General features: G+C 50.3%; 17 protein-coding genes. 14 read left to right on the plus strand and 3 right to left on the minus strand.

The window, feature by feature from the left end; all coding sequences use genetic code 11:
- Window positions 1–17 precede the first annotated feature (17 nt).
- Together pheT and F4Y39_14490 are read left to right on the plus strand one after the other, a co-directional pair.
- Window positions 18–1,703 (plus strand): phenylalanine--tRNA ligase subunit beta, encoded by a 1,686-nt coding sequence (gene pheT / locus F4Y39_14485; GenBank protein MYC14925.1) that lies wholly within the window; start codon window positions 18–20, stop codon window positions 1,701–1,703.
- Window positions 1,704–1,849: 146 nt separating this feature from the next.
- The gene (locus F4Y39_14490) at window positions 1,850–3,040 is read left to right on the plus strand and encodes a Gfo/Idh/MocA family oxidoreductase (protein MYC14926.1); all 1,191 of its coding nucleotides are present in this window, start codon (window positions 1,850–1,852) and stop codon (window positions 3,038–3,040) included.
- A 178-nt stretch (window positions 3,041–3,218) separates the two neighbouring features.
- Here the strand turns inward: F4Y39_14490 and F4Y39_14495 are convergent, their stop codons facing one another.
- The 3 genes from F4Y39_14495 to F4Y39_14505 form a co-directional block, all read right to left on the minus strand.
- Entirely contained in the window at window positions 3,219–6,080 is a 2,862-nt protein-coding gene (locus tag F4Y39_14495; GenBank protein MYC14927.1) for a TonB-dependent receptor, read from the minus strand.
- A 54-nt stretch (window positions 6,081–6,134) separates the two neighbouring features.
- Window positions 6,135–8,993 carry a TonB-dependent receptor gene (locus F4Y39_14500; GenBank protein ID MYC14928.1) on the minus strand — a complete coding sequence of 953 codons (2,859 nt, stop codon included), beginning with the start codon at window positions 8,991–8,993 and terminating at the stop codon, window positions 6,135–6,137.
- Between the two features lie 97 nt (window positions 8,994–9,090).
- The gene (locus tag F4Y39_14505) at window positions 9,091–10,407 is read right to left on the minus strand and encodes an NCS2 family permease (GenBank protein MYC14929.1); all 1,317 of its coding nucleotides are present in this window, start codon (window positions 10,405–10,407) and stop codon (window positions 9,091–9,093) included.
- A 232-nt stretch (window positions 10,408–10,639) separates the two neighbouring features.
- Here F4Y39_14505 and F4Y39_14510 point away from each other — a divergent pair, with 232 nt between their 5' ends.
- From F4Y39_14510 to aspS, 12 genes are all read left to right on the plus strand, one after another.
- The gene (locus F4Y39_14510; protein MYC14930.1) at window positions 10,640–11,410 is read left to right on the plus strand and encodes a hypothetical protein; all 771 of its coding nucleotides are present in this window, start codon (window positions 10,640–10,642) and stop codon (window positions 11,408–11,410) included.
- 297 nt (window positions 11,411–11,707) lie between these two features.
- Window positions 11,708–13,426, plus strand: coding sequence for a biosynthetic-type acetolactate synthase large subunit (ilvB, locus tag F4Y39_14515; GenBank protein MYC14931.1), 1,719 nt, complete (start codon window positions 11,708–11,710; stop codon window positions 13,424–13,426).
- A 190-nt stretch (window positions 13,427–13,616) separates the two neighbouring features.
- Window positions 13,617–14,210, plus strand: coding sequence for a sigma-70 family RNA polymerase sigma factor (locus F4Y39_14520; GenBank protein ID MYC14932.1), 594 nt, complete (start codon window positions 13,617–13,619; stop codon window positions 14,208–14,210).
- Window positions 14,207–14,605: a hypothetical protein gene (locus tag F4Y39_14525; protein MYC14933.1), complete on the plus strand. Its 399-nt coding sequence runs from the start codon at window positions 14,207–14,209 to the stop codon at window positions 14,603–14,605. Before F4Y39_14520 ends, F4Y39_14525 begins: the two co-directional genes overlap by 4 nt.
- A 20-nt stretch (window positions 14,606–14,625) precedes the next feature.
- Entirely contained in the window at window positions 14,626–15,075 is a 450-nt protein-coding gene (locus tag F4Y39_14530) for a hypothetical protein (GenBank protein MYC14934.1), read from the plus strand.
- Between the two features lie 174 nt (window positions 15,076–15,249).
- On the plus strand, window positions 15,250–15,921 hold the full coding sequence (locus F4Y39_14535) for a periplasmic heavy metal sensor (protein ID MYC14935.1): 672 nt from the start codon (window positions 15,250–15,252) through the stop codon (window positions 15,919–15,921).
- Between the two features lie 307 nt (window positions 15,922–16,228).
- Window positions 16,229–17,023 carry a DUF3047 domain-containing protein gene (locus F4Y39_14540; protein ID MYC14936.1) on the plus strand — a complete coding sequence of 265 codons (795 nt, stop codon included), beginning with the start codon at window positions 16,229–16,231 and terminating at the stop codon, window positions 17,021–17,023.
- 84 nt (window positions 17,024–17,107) lie between these two features.
- Window positions 17,108–17,296, plus strand: coding sequence for a hypothetical protein (locus F4Y39_14545; GenBank protein MYC14937.1), 189 nt, complete (start codon window positions 17,108–17,110; stop codon window positions 17,294–17,296).
- Window positions 17,297–17,395: 99 nt separating this feature from the next.
- Window positions 17,396–17,857: a VOC family protein gene (locus F4Y39_14550; protein MYC14938.1), complete on the plus strand. Its 462-nt coding sequence runs from the start codon at window positions 17,396–17,398 to the stop codon at window positions 17,855–17,857.
- A gap of 60 nt (window positions 17,858–17,917) precedes the next feature.
- Window positions 17,918–19,456, plus strand: a complete 1,539-nt coding sequence (locus tag F4Y39_14555) for a gamma-glutamyltransferase family protein (GenBank protein ID MYC14939.1) — start codon at window positions 17,918–17,920, stop codon at window positions 19,454–19,456.
- A 127-nt stretch (window positions 19,457–19,583) separates the two neighbouring features.
- Window positions 19,584–20,321 carry a class I SAM-dependent methyltransferase gene (locus F4Y39_14560; GenBank protein ID MYC14940.1) on the plus strand — a complete coding sequence of 246 codons (738 nt, stop codon included), beginning with the start codon at window positions 19,584–19,586 and terminating at the stop codon, window positions 20,319–20,321.
- Window positions 20,322–20,586: 265 nt separating this feature from the next.
- Window positions 20,587–21,894 (plus strand): aspartate--tRNA(Asn) ligase, encoded by a 1,308-nt coding sequence (gene aspS, locus F4Y39_14565; protein ID MYC14941.1) that lies wholly within the window; start codon window positions 20,587–20,589, stop codon window positions 21,892–21,894.
- The last annotated feature ends 242 nt before the right edge of the window (window positions 21,895–22,136 follow it).

Consider the following 22,136-nt stretch of genomic DNA (forward strand, 5'->3'; position numbering starts at 1 on the left):
AATATCAGGAATAAAAAATGCCAACAATTACTGTCAATAAACCCGATTTTGAACGTCTCGCAGGACAGGCTTATTCGTCGGAGAGTCTGAGTGCTGCGCTTGAAACGGCGAAGGCCGAGATTGATGCTGAAGAGGGCGATACGCTTCGCATTCAACTCAAGGATACCAATCGCCCCGATTTGTGGTCGGCAGAGGGGCTTGCGCGGTTGCTCAAAAGCCATCGGGAGAATGTTCAGCCTGAGTATTCTTTTTTCAATGCGTCTGGTGTATCGGAGGAACGGGAGGTTATTGTCGATCCCGCGTTGCAAAATGTTCGTCCCTATATTGCCGCTTTTGCATGTGGTGGTATTGCGATTGACGAAGCGGCGCTGGACGCGCTTATCGAGGCACAGGAAAAACTCGCCGATGGGTATGGGCGCGGTCGCAGTGTTGTTGCGATCGGGATTTACGATGCGTCCGATATTGTGTATCCCGTGCGATACGATGCGGTTGATCCCGATGCGACGGCTTTTGTTCCTCTGGAGTCTGAGTCTGAGATGTCTTTGCGACGAATTTTGTCCGATCATCCCACGGGCAGAACGTATGCACATCTTCTCGAGGGGAAGGATAAGTTTCCCCTGATCCGCGATTCGCGCGGCGAGGTTCTGTCCATGCCGCCTGTGATTAATAGCCAGAGTCTGGGGCGCGTTGAGGTGGGGGATGCGTTTTTGTTTTGCGAGGCGACGGGACCTGAACTCGACGCTATTCTTTTGTCTATGGCGATTATGGCGGTTAATATGGCTGACCGGGGTGCCCGCATTTATCCCGTGACTGTGCGCTATCCATATCACACGTCGAGGGGGCAGGTTGTGACGTGTCCCTATGATCTGACCGAGTCGTTAGAGGTCGATGTAGATGAGATTTACAAAGTGGTTGGGTCACCTGTTTCGATGGGGCAGATTCAGACTGCGCTCAACGCGATGGGTTACCGAGATGTTGATTTAGGAGAGCGGAGTATTAACGTGCGTCCAGCACCTTATCGCGACGATATTTTACATCCCGTGGATGTTGTGGAAGATGTTGTGATCGGCGTGGGGTACGAGGCTTTTGAACCCGAGATGCCCCGGGATTTTACGGTTGGCAAAGCCGCGCCAGAAGAGGATCTTGCAGATCGATTTCGCAATCTCATGGTTGGGTGTGGATTTCAAGAGGTCTTTTTGCCGATTCTCTGTTCTCAAAAAGAACAGACGGTGGATATGAATAATCCAGATGCACAGATTATTTCGATTTCAAATCCTATGTCCGAAAATTACAGCGCGATTCGAGGGTCGTTGTTGCCCGGTTTGCTCAAGACCGAAGCCACAAGTCGCCGCGCGCTGTACCCGCATCGAATTTTTGAAGTGGGTGAGGTGGGGGTTCTCGCTCCGGGAGAAAATTACGGTACGCGCACAGATATTCATCTTTGCGCGCTCGAAGCGAGTGACGAAGCCAATTTGTCTGGTGTTCAGAGCTATCTGGAGGTGTTGTCCTATTATTTTGATTTTGAATACGCGATTGCGCCGATTGAGCATCCCACATTTTTGCCTGGTCGCAGTGGCGAGATCTGTATAGACGAGCGCGTTTACGGGCTTATTGGTGAGATTCATCCCAGCGTTCTCGAAATCTGGGGTGTAAATTATCCCGTCAGCGCATTTGAGGTTGATATCCGCATTGTGTCTGATTAACGAATAGACGAATAGACGAATAGACGAATAGACGAATGGCGATACACACTGATACTGACTTACATCATGTCAGCACATGCTTTGGGAGGATGGGCGGGGTTCGTTGATTCGCAGATTCGTTGATTCGCAGATTGAGGGGTTTTATTATGGATAAGCTCAAAGTTGGTATTCTGGGTCTCGGTCGCGGTTTTACGCATTTTAGAAATTTCCTCGCGCTGGAAGAGGCAGAGGTTATCGGTGCTTGCGACCGCTTTCCTCGCTTGAGAGAACGCGCCGAGCAACATATAGCATCGGTTGGTGCATCGGCTCCGATCTTGCCCGAGTTTGACGATTTGCTCGATCTCAAGCCCGATGCTATTGTGGTTGCGACGAATGGGAAATTACAGGTGGAACACGGATGTGAGGCTATGCGAGCGGGGTGTCATGTGCTTTCGGAAGTGCCGGGGGCTTATACGCAGGAAGAGTGTATGAATTTGCGGCAGACCGTTGAGTACACAGGCAAAACTTATATGTTGGGAGAAAATACCTGTTATTGGGATTTTTTCCGCTATTTCCGTAAATGGGTTGCCGAAGATCGCTTTGGTCCCATTTCCATTGCCGAAGGCGAATATATTCACCATTTGCCGGCTACGCTTTTTCGTCCGGATAGTTCGCGTCATACGCCGACTCGAGCGCGGGCAGCCGGGTATGCGGATACAATGCCGATCTGGCGTGCCGATCAACCGCCTATTCAATACCTGACGCATGACCTGGGGCCATTGCTCGAAGTGATTGACGACCGCTGTGTTTCTGTCTCTTGCCGCAGCGCGCCATTCCGAAGTGCCGACGCGCCTCTGCGTTCCGACGGCCAGATCGCGGTGTTCGAAACAGCGAAGGGTGCGCTTATTAAAATTATGGTTACGCTGAATACGGCTCGACCTTCTGAACACCGATATCGCATTTTTGGCGTTGAGGGCGGTGCCGAATGGTTTAGCTATGAAAAACACGCTCGTCGTTTTTCCCGAGGGGCAGATCATCGCAGTGGTTGGGAGGTTTTACCTGTTGGTCTTGGCGCACATGGCGATGATACTTCTGCAGGGCACGGTGGCGCGGACTTAAAACTCGCCCGACATTTTACACAGTCTATTCTCGCTGGCAAGCCAGCGCCGATTGATGTGTATCGCGCTATTGAGTACTGCTTGCCGGGGATTTTGGCAAATAAATCCGCTGAGTTGGGCGGTGCGCCAGTTCCCATTCCGGATTTTCGCCTCACGCCATTTGAACACACAATTTTTTGGGATAGTTTGGGGCTTCCCGAACGCGATCCAGAATCCCGACCGTATCAGCCGCCTGGGTAGGTCGCTCAGTGGTCTAATCAAATAAGTTTTAACTCAATTCTACCAACAGAGCCGTCATCGCGGCATGGTCCCCTGCTTCAAACATGCAGGGGCATGCTTGAGCCGCGATCCAGAGGTTTTGCTACAAAAAAATCCGAATCATTGCGATTCGGATTTTTTTATGGGAATATGGTAAGTATTAGAACCGAACGTGTAAGCTGCTTGTAATCAGGCGCCCAATCCACGGCGAACCGACAAATGATCGGTATTCTTGATTTAGCACATTGCTGGCATTCAAATTTAAGGAGGTTGTGAAGCGGTCATTTGAAAGTGGCAACTGATAGGTCAAATTCAAATCCAGAACAGTATGAGAATCTACCTTGCCGACATATATACCCGATTGCATGGGGAAACCACCGCGATAGCGCAATTTTCCACTAATAGTGAGCGGTGTATTGGGCAATTGACAATCGATACCGATGTTAAATTTGTGCTTGGGCGCATTGAGGGCTATGTCGCCGATGTTGTCTAAATTGGGGAATAAGTCTTTGCTGACATAGGAATAATTGCCGGTAAAAGCCAATATTTCGTTTGGGTAATACGCAAATGATAGGTCAGCACCATAGAGTGTTATGCGACCAAAATTGCGAGGTGTGACTATTACTGCGGTGGGGTCTGCTGCCTGTTCGGGTGCTATGGTGCCAAAGGGGATCAGCGCGGTGTTGGATACAAATAACTGCGTCAATTCATCGATGCCTGTCCCATTGCCATTGCCAACCAACCCGAATTCTGGCTCGTTGAGATGATCTAAAAAAATGAGGACGAGTGCAAGGCTTGCATTGGCGGGGTCTTTCAAGTTTTCGGTAATCGCGTCTGTTAGAGCCTCGCTTAAGGGACCGGGTGCGAGAAATACGTTAGGCGTTTCAATCCGCAATGGGCTGACAAAATTTTTGATTCTGGTCTGATAGACATCGGCTGCCAGAATGAGTTTGTTTTTTACGATGCCTTTGTATCCCACTTCAAAGGTTTCTGTGGTGGTTGATCCGATTTTGCTTATGTCTGTCACCGCATTGGCGAGGTCGGGTATGGGATCGAATCCCTGAGTTTCCGTATTCAATATCGCAGCCGTATTTTGCAAACCCGGCAGTTGTTCTGGAATAACTCCGGGAAATATCCCGACGAGTTGTTCGATCATTGCAGTAGCCTGATCTGGTGATAGCCCAAGCCCGTCTGCGAGAAGCTCTATTGCCAGAGGTTCAAATTGTGCCAATAGGCCATCCAGTATTACTCCTCTGGCAGCGCCCCACATCAAATTGGTGCCCTGGGGGTCGTGAAGAGAGAAGTAGTGATCTTTTGACAGGTCCGCTATGGGCGCAAAGGACGTTCGAAACATGGGTAGCCCATTGTCGTCTCTGCGAAATGTGAACCCCGTGCCGGCATTACCCTGTGCGCGAAGGTCAATTGCTGGACTAAATCCCAATATCGGGCTGAAACTTGTCCCCAGCATAAAGACGTCTGGGACGCCGATTCGATCTACAAACAAGTCTGGGGTTGAGGGCGTGCTAAATGCTCGGTTATATGTCAATCGCAGGGTGTTGAACGGGCTGGGTTTAATGACCAGTGCTGCGCGGGGTGAGAAAAACAGGTCTTCGATATGGCTGTGTTTGTCGATACGCCCGGCCACTACCAGATCGATTTGATCGCTCAGGTTGGTTTCGCTTTGCAGGTAGATCCCGTATTCATCGATATCGTCATCGTCTTCATGCATGCCGTGTACTGTGCCCTGTGTTTTTGGCCGGGTGAGCAGTACATCGGCGCCATAAGCAAAGTGTTGTTTCTGGCCCAAACTGGCATTGTGTTGCAATTGCAAGACCATCAAATGCGAGTTATCTATAATTGGGTCACCGGCTGTGATCAGTTCCGTGTCACCAGCATCGCTGGTGTTGTAGAAGACTTGTGCGAACCACCCGCGATATAGCAGGCGGCCTTGATAAAAACTATAGGTCCAGTCTTTTGCCTGGCCTGCACCCAAATCCGTCTGTTGAAGGCCGCTCATTTTTGAATAGCCCACAGACCCTATCAGTGTCAGGTCATCTGTTGGGCGGAAATCGAGCCTGAATTCTCCATTTGTCCTTTCTGTGCTGTAATCGCGTGGATTAAAACCGCGCGTTTCCACTTCCAGGGGATCGACATATTCCCAGTCGTGGGTTGCAACATATCCACCCGAAATTTTGATCCCGATCTTGTTGTTGAGGCTGCTGGCGTGTCGCAGTGATAATTTTCTCACACTGCGCTGGCCGCCAGATATGGAAATTGTATTGCCTTCCGATCCAAATGGCGAGCGGGTGATAATGTGCATGACGCCATTGGCGCTGTTGGGACCGTAAAGTGCGGATCCGGGTCCCAGAACGATTTCGATGCGCTCGATGTCGTCACTGGTAAGGGGGATCAAATCATAAGCATTGAGGCGCAGCGATGGGATGCGGGCAATGCGGTTGTCAACGAGTGTGAGCAATGCGCCAGAAAATACCTTGTTGAATCCGCGAACGACCATGCTGCCTTGAGATATGCCCGTTTGAGCATAGTCAACACCGGGCAGAGTCTTGACGTATTCACTCATGGTCAAGACTTCTCGATTTCTGATTTCAGAGGCATCGACTATTGAAATTGAAGCGGGTGCGTCCAGGGCTTTTTCTTGTTTGCGGGATGCCGAGACGACGACTTGCTGACCAATGAGGGCTACAGCGGTCAACTTGAAATTTCGCGTTATACTTTCACCGGGGCGGATTTTTACGCCGGTTGCGACGATGGTTTCATATCCGATATAACTGATGGCGATTTCGTAAATGCCCGGCGGTAAGCGGTCGATGCGATAGCTACCTCGTTCGTTGGTGATTGTACCCCGGGTACCTTGAATGGCCGGTCCTTTGACTACGATATTGGCCGCGAATAAGGCTTCTCCGTCCTCGGTTTCCACTTTGCCCGTCAAGCTGCCGAAATCCTGAGCTACGACCGAGTAAGAATTCCACAGTACGAAAGCAAGGATATACAATACGCGCATCCAACCCTCCTTACCGCAATGGTCCGGATTTTTCTATATGGGAGAGAGATAGCTTTAGAACCGAATATTCAGGCCGGTTAAGATTAGGCGTCCAATAAATGGCGCACCGATAAATGATCGATATTCCCGGTTTAACACGTTGCTGGCTTCCACATTCCATGTGATCTTGAATTGATCATTTGAGAGTGGCAACTGATATGCGGCATTCAGGTCCAAAACAGTATAGGCAGCTACATCGCCGACATATACACCGGATTGCATGGGGAAACCACCGCGATAGCTCAATTTCCCGCGGATGGTGAGTGGCATATTGGGCAGTTGACAATCAATTCCGATGTTAAATTTGTGTTTGGGGGCATTGAGAGCAATGTCGCCGATGTTGTCTAAATTGGGGAACCAATCGTCGCTGACATAGGAGTAATTGCCGGTAAAAGTCCATATTTCGTTTGGATAATACGCAAACGATAGGTCGGCACCGTAGAGTGTTATGCGACCAAAATTGCGATATGCGACCATTACCGCAGTGGGGTCTGATGCCTGTTCGGCAGACATGGTGCCAAAGGGAATCCCCGCGGCGTTGGATACGAATAATTGCGTCAATTCATCTATGCCTGTGCCATTGCCATTGCCAACCAGGCCCAGATCCGGCAGGTTGAGCTGATCCAAGAGTCCGATGGCAATTGCGAGGCTTGCATTGGCAGGGTCTTTTAAGTTCTCGGTGATGCCGTTTGTGAGAGCTTCGCTCAAGGGACCGGCTGCGAGAAATACACTGGGTGTTACAATCCGCAACGGGCTGGTGAAATTTCTTTTTCTGCTCAGGTAGGCATCGGCTGCGAGAATGAGTTTGTTATTGATGACGCCTTTGTATCCCACTTCAAAGGTTTCTGAGATGGTCGATTCGATTTTTTTTATGTCTGCCACTGCATTGGCGAGGCTGGGCTCGGGATCAAAACTCGCCGTTGCTGTATTCAGTGTGCCGGCTGTATTTTGCAAGCCCTGCAGTTGTTCTGGAATAATCCCGGGAAAGTCTCCGACCAGTTGTGCGGCTACCGCAGCCGCTTGATCTTGTGGTAGTCCAAGCCGATCTACGAAAAGTCCTGTTGCGAGAGGTTCCAGTTCCGCCAAAAGGATACTCATTATTATTGATCTGGCAGCGCCCCACATCAAATTGGTCCCCTGGGGACTGTGCAGAGAGAAGTAGTGATCTTTTGACAAGCCCGCTATGGGCGCAAAGGGCGTTCGATACATGGGTAGGCCATTGTCGTCTCTGCGAAATGTGAATCCGGTACCGGCAGTGCCCTGTGCGCGAACGTCAATTGCTGGACTAAATCCCAATGACGATTGCAATGCCCCGAACCCAAAGGGATCGGGGAGGCCGATCCGGTCCAAAAATAAGTTGGTGGTCGAAGGCGTGCTAAATGCGCGGTTATACGTCAATCGCAGGGTGTTGAGTGGCCTGGGTTTAATGACCAGCGCTGCGCGGGGTGAGAAAAATGGATCTTCAACATGGCTGTGCTTGTCTATGCGTCCGGCCAATACCAACTCGATTTGATCGCTCAGGCTGGTTTCACTTTGCAAATAGATCCCGTATTCATCGATGTTATCAATGTCTTCATGCATGCCATTTATTGTGCCCCCTGTCTTGGGTCGGGTTCGCAGTACATCAGCGCCATAAGCAAAGTGTTGTTTTTGTCCCAGGCTAGCATTGTGTTGCAGTTGCAAGACCATCAGATGTGAATTATCTACAATTGGATCGTTAGGTGCGATCATTCTCGTCTGACCTGCATCACTGGCGTTGAAGAAGACCTGTGCAAACCACTCGCGATAGAGCAGGCGTCCTTGATAAAAATTATAGGTCCAGTCTTTTGCCTGGCCCGCGCCCAAACCAGTTAGTTCAATATCGCTTGTTTTTGCATAACCCGTTGATCCTATGATTGTCAGGTCATCTGTTGGTCGAAAATCGAGCCTGAGTTCTCCTATTGTCTTTTTTGAGTTGTAATCGCGTGGATTAAAACCGCGCGATTCCACTTCCAGGGGATCAATGTACTCCCAGTCATGGGCTGAACTTTGCCCAACCGAAATTTTGATCCCGATTTTGTCGTTGAGGCTGCTGGCGTGCCGCAGTGATATTTTTCGCACGCTGCGCTCTCCGCCAGATATGGAAATTGTATTGCCTTCCGATCCAAATGGCGAGCGGGTGATAATGTGCATGACGCCACTGGAGGTGTTGGGCCCGTAAAGTGCCGATCCAGGACCTAATACCACTTCAATACGCTCAATGTCTTCACCGGTAACGGGGATCATATCAAAGGCATTGAAACGCAGGGAAGGGACGCGGGCAATGCGGTTGTCAACGAGTGTGAGCAATGCGCCAGAAAATACATTGTTGAATCCGCGAACGACCACGTTGCTTTGTGAGATGCCCGTTTTGGAAAAGTCAACGCCGGGAAGGGCTTTGATATGCTCAGTCGGCGACAAGACGCCCCGATCTCTGATTTCGGATGCTTCGATCGTTGCTATTGAAGCGGGCGCGTCCAGAGCTTTTTCCTGTTTGCGCGATGCTGACACGACGACTTGTTGACCGATGAGGGCTACGGCGGTCAACTCGAAATTTCGCGTTGTACTTTCGCCAGCGCGAATTTCTACGCCGGATACAACTGTGGTTTCATAGCCGATATAACTGATGGTGATTTCGTACATGCCCGGCGGCAAGCGGTCGATGCGATAGTTTCCCTGTTCATCGGTGATTACGCCCCGTATGCCCTCAATGGCCGGTCCTTTGACTACGACATTGGCCGCGAATAATGCTTCTCCCGTCTCATCTTCCACTTTGCCCGTCAAGTTGCCCATATCCTGAGCTACGACGGGGCATGTACTCCACATTATGAGACAGATGACACACAATGCACGCATAAAACCCTCCTTTAATATTTCTTATAGTTATTTTGAAATAATAGAGAAAAAAAATACAAATGTCACGAACAAAAGCAGGAGTCAGGCGTGAGACCTCTTACGCCATAAAGATATATTTGAGAATAAATATGATGGCCAGTACATCGATAAAAAAATGTACCTCGGAGTCTTTTTTGCTCAGTCGCTTGATTATGGGATAGGCGACAAATCCGAGTGCCAGTCCATCGGCAATGCTGAATGTCAGGGGTATTGCAATCAGCGTTAAAAAAGCGGGTACGGCATCCGACATATCATCCCAGGCAATGCGCGCAGCCGGGGCCATCATCATGACGCCTACGACTATGAGCGCGGGTGCTGTGGCAAAGGACGGTATGGCCTGGACCAGAGGTGTGAGGAATAGGGCGCAGACGAATAGTCCGCCGGTCACCAGGCTGGCAAAGCCCGTGCGCGCGCCCGATGATATGCCCGCGGCACTTTCGATATAGGTCGTTACGGTTGACGTGCCCAATACGCTGCCGCATACGGTTCCAACAGAGTCTGATAGCAGTGCCCTGTTGGCGCGCGGCAATTGTCCTCGCTTATCCAGGTATCCCACGCGTTCTGATAATCCCACCAGTGTGCCCATGGTGTCGAATAGATCGACAAAGAGAAAAGCAAAGACGAGTTCAATGACTGCTGTGTGAAATGCGAGAGGCAGATGGTAAATGGCTTCTCCAAAGAGATGGGTGGGCCAAACGGGCAGGCTTACGACGCCTGTTGGCCAGGGTGTAAGCCCGAGGATCATGGATAATAAGGTGACGCCGATCACGCCGAGTAAAATCGCCCCGCGGATGCCGCGCGTCAACATGATGGCCGTGCCCAAAAGCCCCACCAGTGCCAGTCCAACAGGTCCTGTGCGCACATCGCCCAGGCTGACCAATGTGGCCTGATTATCGACAATAAAACCCGCATTCTTAAATCCGATAAACGCAATAAATAGTCCAATACCTGCGGCGGCGGCGAGTTTGAGGGGTTGGGGCACTGCTGTGATAATGGCCTCGCGCACCCGCAATACAGTTAATAATAAAAACAAGAGCCCGGAGGCGAGGACCACGCCCAGAGCCAGTTTCCAATGCACGCCCATGCCCAGTACAATTGTGTAGGTAAAAAACGCATTGAGGCCCATGCCGGGCGCCAGGGCAAAGGGATAATTTGCCAGAAGGCCCATCAGTATTGTTGCTATTGCTGCAGAAGCACACGTTGCAAATAACAGTTCGGGAAATAAATCCATGCCCAATGCGTCGGATAAGATGCCCGGATTTACGGCTACGATATAAGCCATTGTCACAAATGTCGTCAGCCCACCTGTTATTTCTGTGCGCCAATCTGTGTTTTGCTCGTTAAACTTAAAGAACTCAGCTATTGTTCTTGTAATTTTTTCTGTTCCCATTTGTTTTTCCTTTTTATGGGTGAGATATGAGACGTAAAAGGAACCCTCTTCTCGCTTTTACGTCTTACTCGTAAGAGGGAATATTACGCACTTTACATGATACTTGCGTCTGCAATCAAATGCAATTAGATTGAAACCTGTAGCGCGATAGGTTCGGGTATTCTTCCGCCATCAGCAGTCCAGGGGATGTCTCTCCCACATATCAGGAGAACTTGCCATGACTGAAGATATTGGCCCTTTGCTGAAGCACTGGCCCTATGATCCCAAAAACAGCATTCGCAAAATTTTCTCGTCCAAAGGCGTTGAAAAAATTCAGGTACGCATAGATCAGGGTCCATTTCAAGGCATTCTACAAATGGAACTCGACGGGCGTCCCGATGGACGCAGACCACACAATAACGCGTTTGCTCTGGATCATTTTACCGATAGGCTGCATCATTTTATTGAAGAACACGGTACATCCGATGGTTTTTCACTAAAAAAATCGCACTGTAGTGAACTGTTTGATGAAAGCCGCCTGCTCTACGAGCGCTATGTTTTTTTGCTCCAAATACGAGACTATGACCGCGTTATTCGCGATACACAGCGCAATATGGAGTTGTTCCGTTTTGTCAATCAATACGCTGCCGCGGAGAAAGATCGTCTCAATCTCGAAAAATGGTGGCCTTATGTTTTGCGAATCCACGCGATTGCGCGCGTGATGATTGCATCGCAAGAGAACAATTTTACGAAGGGCATCCAAATTATTCGAGATGTGCTCGACAAAATCGAGAATCTGGAAGAGGTCGATGCAGAAGAATTTGATGTTGAAAAAAAACGCTCTGTTGAGTCTCTGAACGAATTGCTCAACGAGCTCGAGCAACAGCGCCCTCTCACGAAATCTGAACGCCTGAAAAAAGAATTGCTCGAAGCGATTGACAACGAAGAGTTTGAACGCGCTGCCGAGCTTCGAGACCGCATTAATATGATGGGTGAGAAGGAGGGGTGAGAAGTGTAAGAAGCGAGTTTTCTTGACAGAACTGGACTAAGTCTGTATCTTCTCTGTTCCATTGAAAGAGAGCGCAAATTTATGATACATCAGATCACCACATCCCGCATTGCAATTACAACGGCTGTTGTAGGCCGTGTTGTAGTACTTGTACCTATGTGATGATGGGATTGCATAAAAAGTATCTTGTCCCGTCATCGCTACAATGCAATGACGGTTTTTTTTTGTCTAACAAAGGAGATTGTTGCAATGGCGAGCAAACCCCAGACTCCGGCATCTGGCTCCACCTCTGGCGAAATGAGTGGTGCCGATATTCTGGTTGAATGTCTCATCCGCGAGGGGGTCGAAGTGCTCTTTGGCTATCCCGGAGGGGCCAGTATGGAGATGCACCAGTCCCTCACGCGTTCCAATATCCAGGTTGTGTTGTGCCGGCACGAACAGGGCGAAATTTTTGCGGCTGAGGGATATGCCAAAGTTTCGGGCAAGGTTGGGGTGTGTATGGCAACTTCTGGACCGGGTGCTACCAATCTGGTGACGGGGCTGGCCGATGCCAAGATGGACTCTGTGCCGCTTGTTGCCATCACGGGTCAGGTTCCCACTGCTGTTATTGGTCGCGATGCGTTTCAGGAAACCCCGATTATTGAGGTCACGCGGCAGATTACGAAGCACAATTATCTCGTAGATCGCATTGAAGACATTCCCCGCGTTGTCAAAGAGGCGTTTTACATTGCTTCTTCTGGGCGGCCAGGTCCCGTGTTGATCGATATTCCCAAAAATGTGCAGCAAAGTGCTTGTGTGCCCGATTTTCCAGAGACGGTTTCCATTCGCAGCTATACCCCCAGCCATTTGCACGCCAGCCGTGCTCAAATGCAAGAGGTCGCCCAGGCGATTTTAGAATCCAAACGCCCGCTTATTTATGCCGGCGGGGGTATTGTGACTGCCGAGGCGTCGGAAGAACTCCGCGAGTTTGCTCGAAAAACACGCATTCCCGTGGCACAGACGCTGATGGGGTTGGGTGTTTTTCCGCAGACTGATCCACAGTCTTTGCAAATGCTGGGTATGCACGGGTCGGTTTACGCCAATTACGCCATCAATCACGCCGATTTGTTGCTGGCATTCGGGGTGCGTTTTGATGATCGGGTGACGGGTAAGCTCGAAGAGTTTTGCAAACACGGTCGCATTGTGCATATCGATATTGATCCTTCTGAGATTAATAAAAACAAGGTCGCCCATTTGCCGATTGTGAGCGATATTAAATATGCTCTGCAAGAGCTAAACAGTATTGTTTTGCCAGGCGATTATCAGGCCTGGTGTGATGAGATTGAAACGTGGCGCAAAAGACATCCTTTTACATACAAAGATGTCGAAGATGTCATTTTGCCCCAGTATGCAATTGAGATGCTTTATAAGATGACGCAGGGTAAGGCTATTATATCCACGGGGGTGGGGCAACACCAGATGTGGGCGGCGCAATTTTATCCTTTTGATGAGCCGCGCCGTTGGCTCACGTCGGGCGGTTTGGGGGCGATGGGTTTTGGTTTGCCCGCTGCGCTGGGGGCGCAATTGGCTTTTCCCGATGCGCTGGTTATTGATATTGATGGCGATGGCAGTTTTGCGATGAATGTGCAGGAGTTGGCGACGCTTTATGCGGAGAAAATTCCCGTTAAGACTATGATTCTCAACAATCAGCATCTGGGTATGGTGGTGCAATGGGAGGATCGCTTTTACAAGAGCAATCGCGGGCATACGTTTATTGGCGATCCGGAAGCGGCGCAGGCGCATGAAGATATGAATATTCCGCCGAGTCACGCCATTTTCCCCGATTATGTGGCGATAGCAAAGGGTTTTCGCGTGCCTGCCGAACGGGCGGCGCGCAAGGAGGATCTCGTGCCGGCTATTGATCGCATGATTTCTTCCAATGGTCCCTATTTGCTCGATGTGGTTGTGCCGTATCAAGAGCATGTGTTGCCCATGATTCCCTCGGGTATGACATTTGCCGATATTATTACGGAGTAAGCATCTGTGCTGTCGGAAATGGACATTGCTCAAAGCGATGTCCATTTTTTTGTTTTATAGGGAACGCGGGTGTTGATCTGGTGGTCTAATCCTGCGAAACGGATAGACGAATCAGCGAATCATCGAATCAGAGCATAGACCAAAAGATAACCCTGGACGTCTATTCATATCAGAGTCAAAGGAAAAATAAGTGGCTGATTTTGATGAACGAGATCTGATTCGTCAATGCCAAAAGGGCGATGTGCAGGCTTTCCGCCATCTGGTTGAACATTATGAAGACCGAATTTACGGTCTGGCGTGTTCGATTCTCGGCGATCCGGAAGCGGCAAGGGATGCGGCGCAAGAGGCGTTTGTTAGAGCGTATAAAGCACTGGGGAAGTTTGAGGGTCGGTCGAGTTTTTACACGTATTTGTATCGCATTGCCACCAATGTTTGTCTCACGTTTGCCCAGCGCGAGCAACGGCGGCCCGATCGGGTTTCTATTGAGGGGATGCAGGAGGCGAGCGATATGGCGCTGGACCGGTTTTTGGGTACGGATGAACCGCAAAATGATATTGAGCGCATTGGTTTGCGCGAGGAGATTCAGAAGGTGCTTGATTACCTGTCGCCCGAGCATCGTGCGGTGGTGATTATGAAAGATATAGAGGGTTTTTCTCAAGAGGAAATTGCCGATGTTTTAGATGTTTCCGTCGGCACTGTTAAGTCGAGGCTTTCGCGGGCACGGGCGCGTTTACGCGATTTGCTTATGCCGCTGTACCGCGAATGGCAAGGGGAGGAGATATGACTGATCGCGATAAATTGTTGCTCTATGTTGACGGTAATTTGTCTGCGGAGCACGCGCGCGAAATTGAAGCGCGGATAGCAGAGGATGCAGAGTTTCGCGCTGAATACGATTTGCTTCGCCATGTGCAGAGACGCCTGGGTCAGCGTCCGATGGCGCCTTCGCCGGGGTTGTGGGATGGTGTTCAGGCACAGATTGGGGAAGAGGGTTTATGGAATAGCCTGGTCTGGGCGGGCAAACGCCTCGTGCCATTGGCCGCTGCCGCTGCTGTTATTTTTATGGTGTTAATCGATAATGGAGATACCGAGGCAAATACGGTGTCGGATTATTTCGATTCGCAAACCGAAATGGTGCTGTCGGAGGTACAAGCCGATAGCCTGGCTATTTATCCCGAGTAAACGACTGCAAAAGGACTATCATGTTTTCTTTTTCCCCTCGCACACAGGCCGTTCTTTTATTTATGGGCATTTTTGCCCTGGGGCTGGTGTGTGGTACTATTGTCGAGCGCAAGTTTTTGCGCTCACTCAGTCCCCTCGGCCCACCTGGGGCGCGTGGGCGTCCTTATGACTACAATCGCATGATTGATCGAATGGGTCAGGATCTCGATTTGTCAGATGAGCAAAAGAGTGCTGTGCGGGCTGCATTTCAGGAATATCGGCGCGAGATTGATACGGTGCGCCGACAAATTGGCGAAGATATGCGATCGCAGGAGCAAAAATTGCGCGAGAAGTTGAAGACGATTCTCACGCCTGAGCAGTTTGCAAAATTTGAGGAAAAAAATAGACGTCAAGGATTCCGCGGCCGAGGTGGCGGCCGCCGAGGTCCCCCGGGAGACCGTCCACCCGGTTCCCGTAGGGGCCCACCATAGAAGCTGTTTTAAAAATCCCGATGTATTCTCTGGGGGGATTAAGACAGCTTCTGACTCGCGACTTTCGAGTTGTGAACAGATGCCGGCCTGAACACAGCCGAGGGTTGTTCGATTTTTTACTACAAGCAGATAGTATGCTGGGAAACTGCTGTTTAACTATGAGGAGTTGGTATCATGAAACGCAAAATTATCTATGCAGTTATCGGTGTTTTCATTATTGGCATTATTGGAAGTGTCGCTTTTGTGAAACAGGCAGAAGCTCAAAGGGGCCAACGCCGCGGTATGCGCGGTATGGCGGCGCTGGAGTTGACGGATGAGCAGAAGGAAAAGATGTCTGATCTGCGTTCTGCCCATCAAAAGGCGATGGTCGATTTGCGCGCGGCACATCAGAAGGCGCGGATCGATTTGGGTGAGATTCGGAGGCAGGACAATCCATCGGCTTCGGATATTCAGGCTAAGGTCGATGCGGTGACGGCGGCGCAGGGAAAAATTATGGCGCGCGAGATTCAGCACAATATAGATGTTAGAAATTTGCTGACTGCTGAACAAAAGGAGAAGCTCGGTGAGATGCGCCGAGGAGGACGCGAGGGTTTTCGCGGTCGCGGTGGTCCTGGGTTCAGAGATAACGATGGTCCCCGGTTCAGAGGTCGCGGTGGTCCGGGTTTCAGAGGCCGTGGTCCTGGGTTCAGAGGCCGTGGTCCTGGGTTCAGAGATAACGATGGTCCGGGTTTCAGAGGCCGCCGAGGTGGAGATCGCGATCAGATGAAAAAAGAATCTGAGACGCAGGAGAAGTCCGAGATGAAAGAGAAGTCCGAACACCACAGTGAAGAGTCATCAGAGATGTAGCGTATCGCGGCCTGATGTTGTAGGGGACGGCCCCCGTGCCGTCCCGCCGCAGTCCAGAAGGTTTGCTTGTCATCGCGGCAGGGTTTTAGCCGCGATCCAGTTTCCAGTTTATCATTTGATCGCATAAGCGCGACGGGTTTTTTCCCGTCGCGTTTTTTTTTGGTATGAAACTTGCATTTGTGCGTATAATGAATAAAATTTCCGTTAAAACCGCGCTTGTCTGTGGTGTTTTCGCAACAGGTGTGAATTTGATTCACACGCGAAGATCGGTTCTAATCAGTTTTTAATATTTCAACAAAAGGTAGATATGATTCGTAATATTTTTTGGAATTTGCTCAAGATAGGCTTTTTAATTTTCCCGTGTGTTGTGCAAGCGCAGGACCGCGTTGCAGTGGATATGGGGGGCGATTGGCTTCGGCGCGATTGGGACGATTGCGGCGAGAATGTTACTGGGCAACATCGAGATGGCGTGTTTGCGATTCGCAGCGATCATGCGGCGGCACTTTTCTGGCAGGTGCCGACAAAGAATGGCACGGCGTTGTCAATTGATCGCAGTCAGGATTGGATCAAGCGCTGTGACCGACCACCCAGGAGCTTTGGGAAGGATGTCCGCGAACAGGCGCAGGGGCAGTATGATCTCATATCTGCAACTGAGTATCCCTATATTTCATGGCGCTGGCGGGTCAGCAATACGATTGATGATAGCGGGACAGCGGATCACAAAGGCAAGATTCAGAAATCGGGCGATGATTTTGCAGCTAAGATCGGTATTTCGGTTCTCAATACCAGAGGGAAGCTGCGGGAGGTTGCCTATCTCTGGACGCGGACCATACCCGAAGAGACTTCGCTGACACAGGTGACGTCTGTTGCGCTGGGAATTGTGAAATATAAGTGGTATCGCATTGTTGCCGAGAGCGGGGATCAAAATGTGAATCAATGGGTTGGGGAGTCGCGCAATTTTTATCGGGATTTCAAGCGATTTTATCCCGATGAAGAACCCGCAGAAGTTGTGCGCGTATATCTCATGTCTGATTCGGATAATACGGGTAGTAAGGTGACGGGCGCGTTTGCCGATCTCATGTTTCATCGGAAGCGACCTTAGCGCGAAAAACCCGCTTGACTTTACTGTGTCCCCGATATATCTTCTGCACCGTTCAGTTCTGTTCGCAGATGTAGTGAGATTAATATGATTTTTGTAACCCACCAGTATAATACCCAACAGATGATGGATAATTGCGCTATCAGTGCATCCGTGCAGATGTCATTTATCCGTGCCAACGGCCATGTGTGCCCGGAAAGTGGCATTAATCTCGCGGTTTTCACGGGTAATGACAAAAATGTTATTGGCGGGTTCAAAATGAGACGACAGACTTAAAGTACATAATAGTCTTTCAAACACGAACCCGCTGAAGATGCTTCGGCGGGTTTTTTTGTTGGTGGCTATCTACCCCTTTGGGGAGAAAGGACATGCAAGGTGGAATCCGATTTCGACTACCAGATGCCGTCCTATACAACTCTGATGGTTCACGATCTCAATATATCTACGCGGTGGTATTGCGATACGCTCGGTTTTTCTCTAATTTCACAGATGCCAGGTGCCCAGGGCGATCCCATTATGTCGCATTTGCGCTGGGCTCCTCATGCGGATTTGATTCTGATGGAGGAGGGGCCAAACTCATTGATAGCATCCATAAGGGGTGCGGGCGTTACGCTCAATTTTACAGTGTTGCGCGAGTCGGTTGATGCGATTGCGGAACGGGTGCGACGCGATGGCAATGTCCAGGTTTCCGGTCCGCACGATCGCCCGTGGAATGCGCGCGAGGTTATTGTGATAGATCCCAATGGGTATCGGCTGAATTTTACAGAGCCGTTGCGCGCACCTGTTGATGGCGATGATTTGATGAATGATGTTAAAAAAGAAATCACTTTGAATTGATATAGGAGATGCAGATCCATGCCCGAATTGTCCTGGTCTTTTCCGTATTCTTCACAACGCATGCCGGTTATGGCGCGCAATGTGGTTGCGACTTCTCAACCGCTGGCCGCTCAGGCGGGGTTGCAGATGTTGCTCAAAGGTGGCAATGCCGCAGATGCAGCTCTGGCAACAGCGATGGCGCTTACGGTTGTTGAACCCAATATGAATGGTATAGGCAGCGATGCGTTTTGCATTTTGTGGGATGGCGAGCAAATATATGGTCTCAATGCATCGGGGCGTTCTCCAAAAGCGTGGTCGCCCGAATTTTTTGCTGGGCACGCGGTGATGCCTCAGCGCGGTTGGGATGCCGTGACTGTGCCTGGCTGTGTTTCGGCATGGGCCGAGGTTTCAGAGCGGTTTGGCGTGTTGCCGTTTGAGGCGTTGTTTGAACCCGCGATTCACTATGCCCGCGATGGTTTTGTAGTTTCGCCTATTACCGGGCATAGCTGGGCACAGGCTGTGTATAATTACGGCGATATGCCCGATTGGATGGCGACTTTTGCACCCGGGGGACGCGCGCCGAAAATTGGGGAGAAATTTGTGTGTGGCGCACAGGCGCGTACGCTTGAGCGCATTGCGGAGACAGGAGGAGAGGCGTTCTATTCGGGAGATCTGGCAGAGAAGATCGCTGCGCATGCCAAACGCACTGGCGGTGCGATGACAGAAGAAGACCTATCAGAGCATCGGGCAGATTGGGTGGATACGATGACGATGGATTTTGGGGATTATACGTTGCACGAAATTCCGCCGAATGGTCAGGGCATTGCGGCACTGATCGCGCTGGGAATACTGGAGAATTGGGATTTGTCCGGGTATGCTGTTGATTCGGCGGATAGTTTACATCTTCAGATTGAGGCGATGAAGTTGGCGTATGCGGATACGCACAGGTACGTGTCTGATCCGGGTACGAGGGATATTGAGTTCGCGCAATTGCTCGATCCGGATTATCTGGCGCAACGCGCGAGGTCGATTGATCTGAAAAGGGCGGGGATGCCCACTTTTGGCATGCCGCGTGGGGATACGGTTTATCTTACGGCGGCAGATGCAGATGGGATGATGGTTTCGTTTATTCAGTCCAATTATATGGGTTTTGGATCTGGTATTGTGATTCCGGATACGGGTATTAGTATGCAGAACCGGGGCGCGGGTTTTGTTTTGACGGAGGACCATCCCAATCGCGTAGATGGGGGCAAGCGACCGTATCATACGATTATTCCAGCGTTTGCGACCCGAGAGGGCCAACCGGTGATGTCTTTCGGCGTTATGGGTGGGCACATGCAGCCGCAAGGTCACGCGCAGATGATGATTCGGATTTTTGCTTATGGTCAAAATCCACAGGCTGCGTGTGATGCGCCCCGATGGCAGGTTTTTGGGGATTTGAGCGTGGGTATTGAGCCAGGTGTGGATGCCGGTGTGCTGGACGATCTTCGCGCCCGCGGGCACGATATCCAAATTCCACCAGCTATTGGATATGGCGGGGGTCAACTCATTTATAAATTGGACGACGGTTATTGCGCGGCTTCCGATCCCCGCAAGGATGGTCTGGCAGTGGGGTATTGAATATGGGAAAGTGTGAAGTAGGAAGTGTGAAGTATGAAGGGAGGTTGTCATCGCGGCATGGTGTTGAGCCGCGATCCAGAAGGTTTTGTTGACCGTTGACCGCTAAAAGCTGAGAAATGGAATTTTTATGAGTAAACGCAAAGATACAGCCTGGCAGGCGCGAGGTCTGGCGCAGAAATATCTCAAGAATATTCGGCAGGCAATTCCGCTGTCCGATGAGCAGATTGCCGTTATGTGCCGGGTGATTAATGCGGATGATCACGGGGTCAATACTGTGCTCGATCTGGGGTGTGGGGATGGCATACTCGGCGCCGCGGTTATTGAATACCACCCGGATGCACGCGGCGTTTTTGTGGATTTTTCTGAGGCTATGATCGAGGCTGCACAGAAGCGGTTTGGGGAAACAGCTTCACAGCACCGTTTTGTTATTGGCGATTATGCAACGTCCGATTGGCTCAGTCTGGTTGCAGATGACGCGCCTTATGACGCGATTGTATCGGGTTTTTCAATTCATCATCAGAGCGATGAACGCAAGCGCGAAGTTTATGGCGAGATTTTTGATCTGCTTTCTCCCAATGGCGTGTTTGTCAATGTCGAGCATGTTCTCTCTCCGTCGAAGTGGGTTGAGTCGCGTTTTGCAGATCGCTTTATTGACGCGCTTTGCGATTCTGTTACGCGGCGAGATCCAAATGCTTCTCGCGATGAAATCGCGCGGGCGTATTATTATCGCGATGACAAACAGGCGAATATTCTCGCGTCTGTTGAAGCTCAATGCGAATGGCTCAGAGCTATTGGTTTTTCAGATGTAGATTGTTATTTCAAGCTGTTTGAACTGGCTGTTTTTGGCGGGAGAAAAACTGGATAAATACCATGCATATACACTATTTCCAAATCGCTCAATTCTCTGGCAATAATAATGACGATAATAATCCGATCCGGCGACGGGCTGGACCGGCATAGGTCGTCTTGTGCCAGCATGTAGAGTAAAGTGCCCGTTGTCAAAAAATACGACAACGGGCTTTTTTTGTGCCTGACTGACGTTACGCAGGTCTGGGTGTTTGTCATGCTGAGCGAAGTGAAACGGAGTCGAAGCATCTTTTCCACATTACCTAAAATAAAAGGAGTCTGTCATGAAATACATCGCAATATCTGAACTTTCCAAATATATCGGCCAAACCGTTACCCTTCACGGATGGGTGCATACCCTGCGCGACCAGAAGTATGTCCAGTTTCTCATTTTGAGAAATCGCACGGGAAGTGTACAGGTCGTGCATGAAAAGACAGGGGCGTTGGCAGAGCGGGTTTCTGCTCTTACGCGAGAATCGGCGGTAACTATAAGCGGACGTGTTGTCGAAAATATAGGTGTTCGTCTGGGTGGTGTTGAAATTCAGCTTGAGGAACTGAGTGTTGTCAATGTAGCTGAAGCGCCGTTGCCTTTGGATCCGTTTTCCGAAAGTGCATCGGGTATTGACCATCGGCTGGATTGGCGGCATCTCGATCTTCGCGTTCCGCGCAATCGGTTGATTTTTGAGATACAAACTACTGTTGAAGGGGCGATGCGCGAGTACTGGATGCAAAATCATTTTATCGAGATACATTCTCCCAAACTGATGGGTACAGCCAGTGAATCGGGAGCGGAGTTGTTTGCGTTGCCGTATTTCAATTCCACAGCTTATCTGGCGCAATCGCCTCAGTTTTACAAACAGATGGCGATGGCGTCTGGTTTTGATCGCGTGTTTGAGATTGCGCCCGTTTTTCGCGCTGATCCCTCATTTACTTCACGCCATACGACGGAGTTTACCAGTGTGGATGTCGAGATCGCATGGATTGATAGTCACGAGGATGTGATGGCATTTGAAGAAGCATGGCTGCAACATGTCATTTATACAGTGCGAGAAAGACACGGTGACGCTATTGCGGAAAATTACGATGTTGAACTCGCGGTGCCAGTACTGCCTTTTCCGCGGATCGCGATGGCCGAGGCATTGAAGGTGTTGTCTGAACAGGGTCACGCACCAGAGCGGGAAGGCGACCTCGATCCAAAGGGCGAGCGTCTGCTCGGTGAATATATCGGCAAAACCCGGGGTTGCGATTATGTCTTTGTGATAGATTACCCGGTATCTGTGCGGCCATTTTACCACATGCTTCACCCAGAACAGCCTGCGTTGACCAGGAGCTTTGATCTGCTCTATCGCGGTGTGGAAATTACCACGGGCGCGCAGCGTGAGCACCGTCCCGATGTTCTGAGGGCACAAGCGAGAGAGAAGGGGCTGGATTTAGAGGTTATTCAGTTTTATCTCGATTTTTTTAAGTACGGATGTCCGCCACACGGGGGATTTGGTTTTGGTCTGTCGCGCCTGCTCATGATTATGCTCGGGTTGCCCTCTGTGCGCGAGACGACTTTTTTGTCCCGCACTCCCAACAGGTTGCACCCATGATATTATGGTTTGTAGGGGCGACCCCCTGTGGTCGCCCGCTGCCTGTTGCCTGCAGACGTGACCAATGTCATCGCGGCATGGTTCCCTGCTCAAAATCATGCAGGGACATGCTTGAGCCGCGATCCAGGAGGTTTTTGTTGACCATTACAATTTTAATATTGCGGTACAACGACATATAGAGTTTTTTTTCGTCTATTCGTCTATTCGTCTATTCGTCTATTCGTCTATTCGTCTATTCGTCT

It is taken from the genome of Gemmatimonadota bacterium, from assembly GCA_009838845.1.
Lineage (GTDB): Bacteria > Latescibacterota > UBA2968 > UBA2968 > UBA2968 > VXRD01.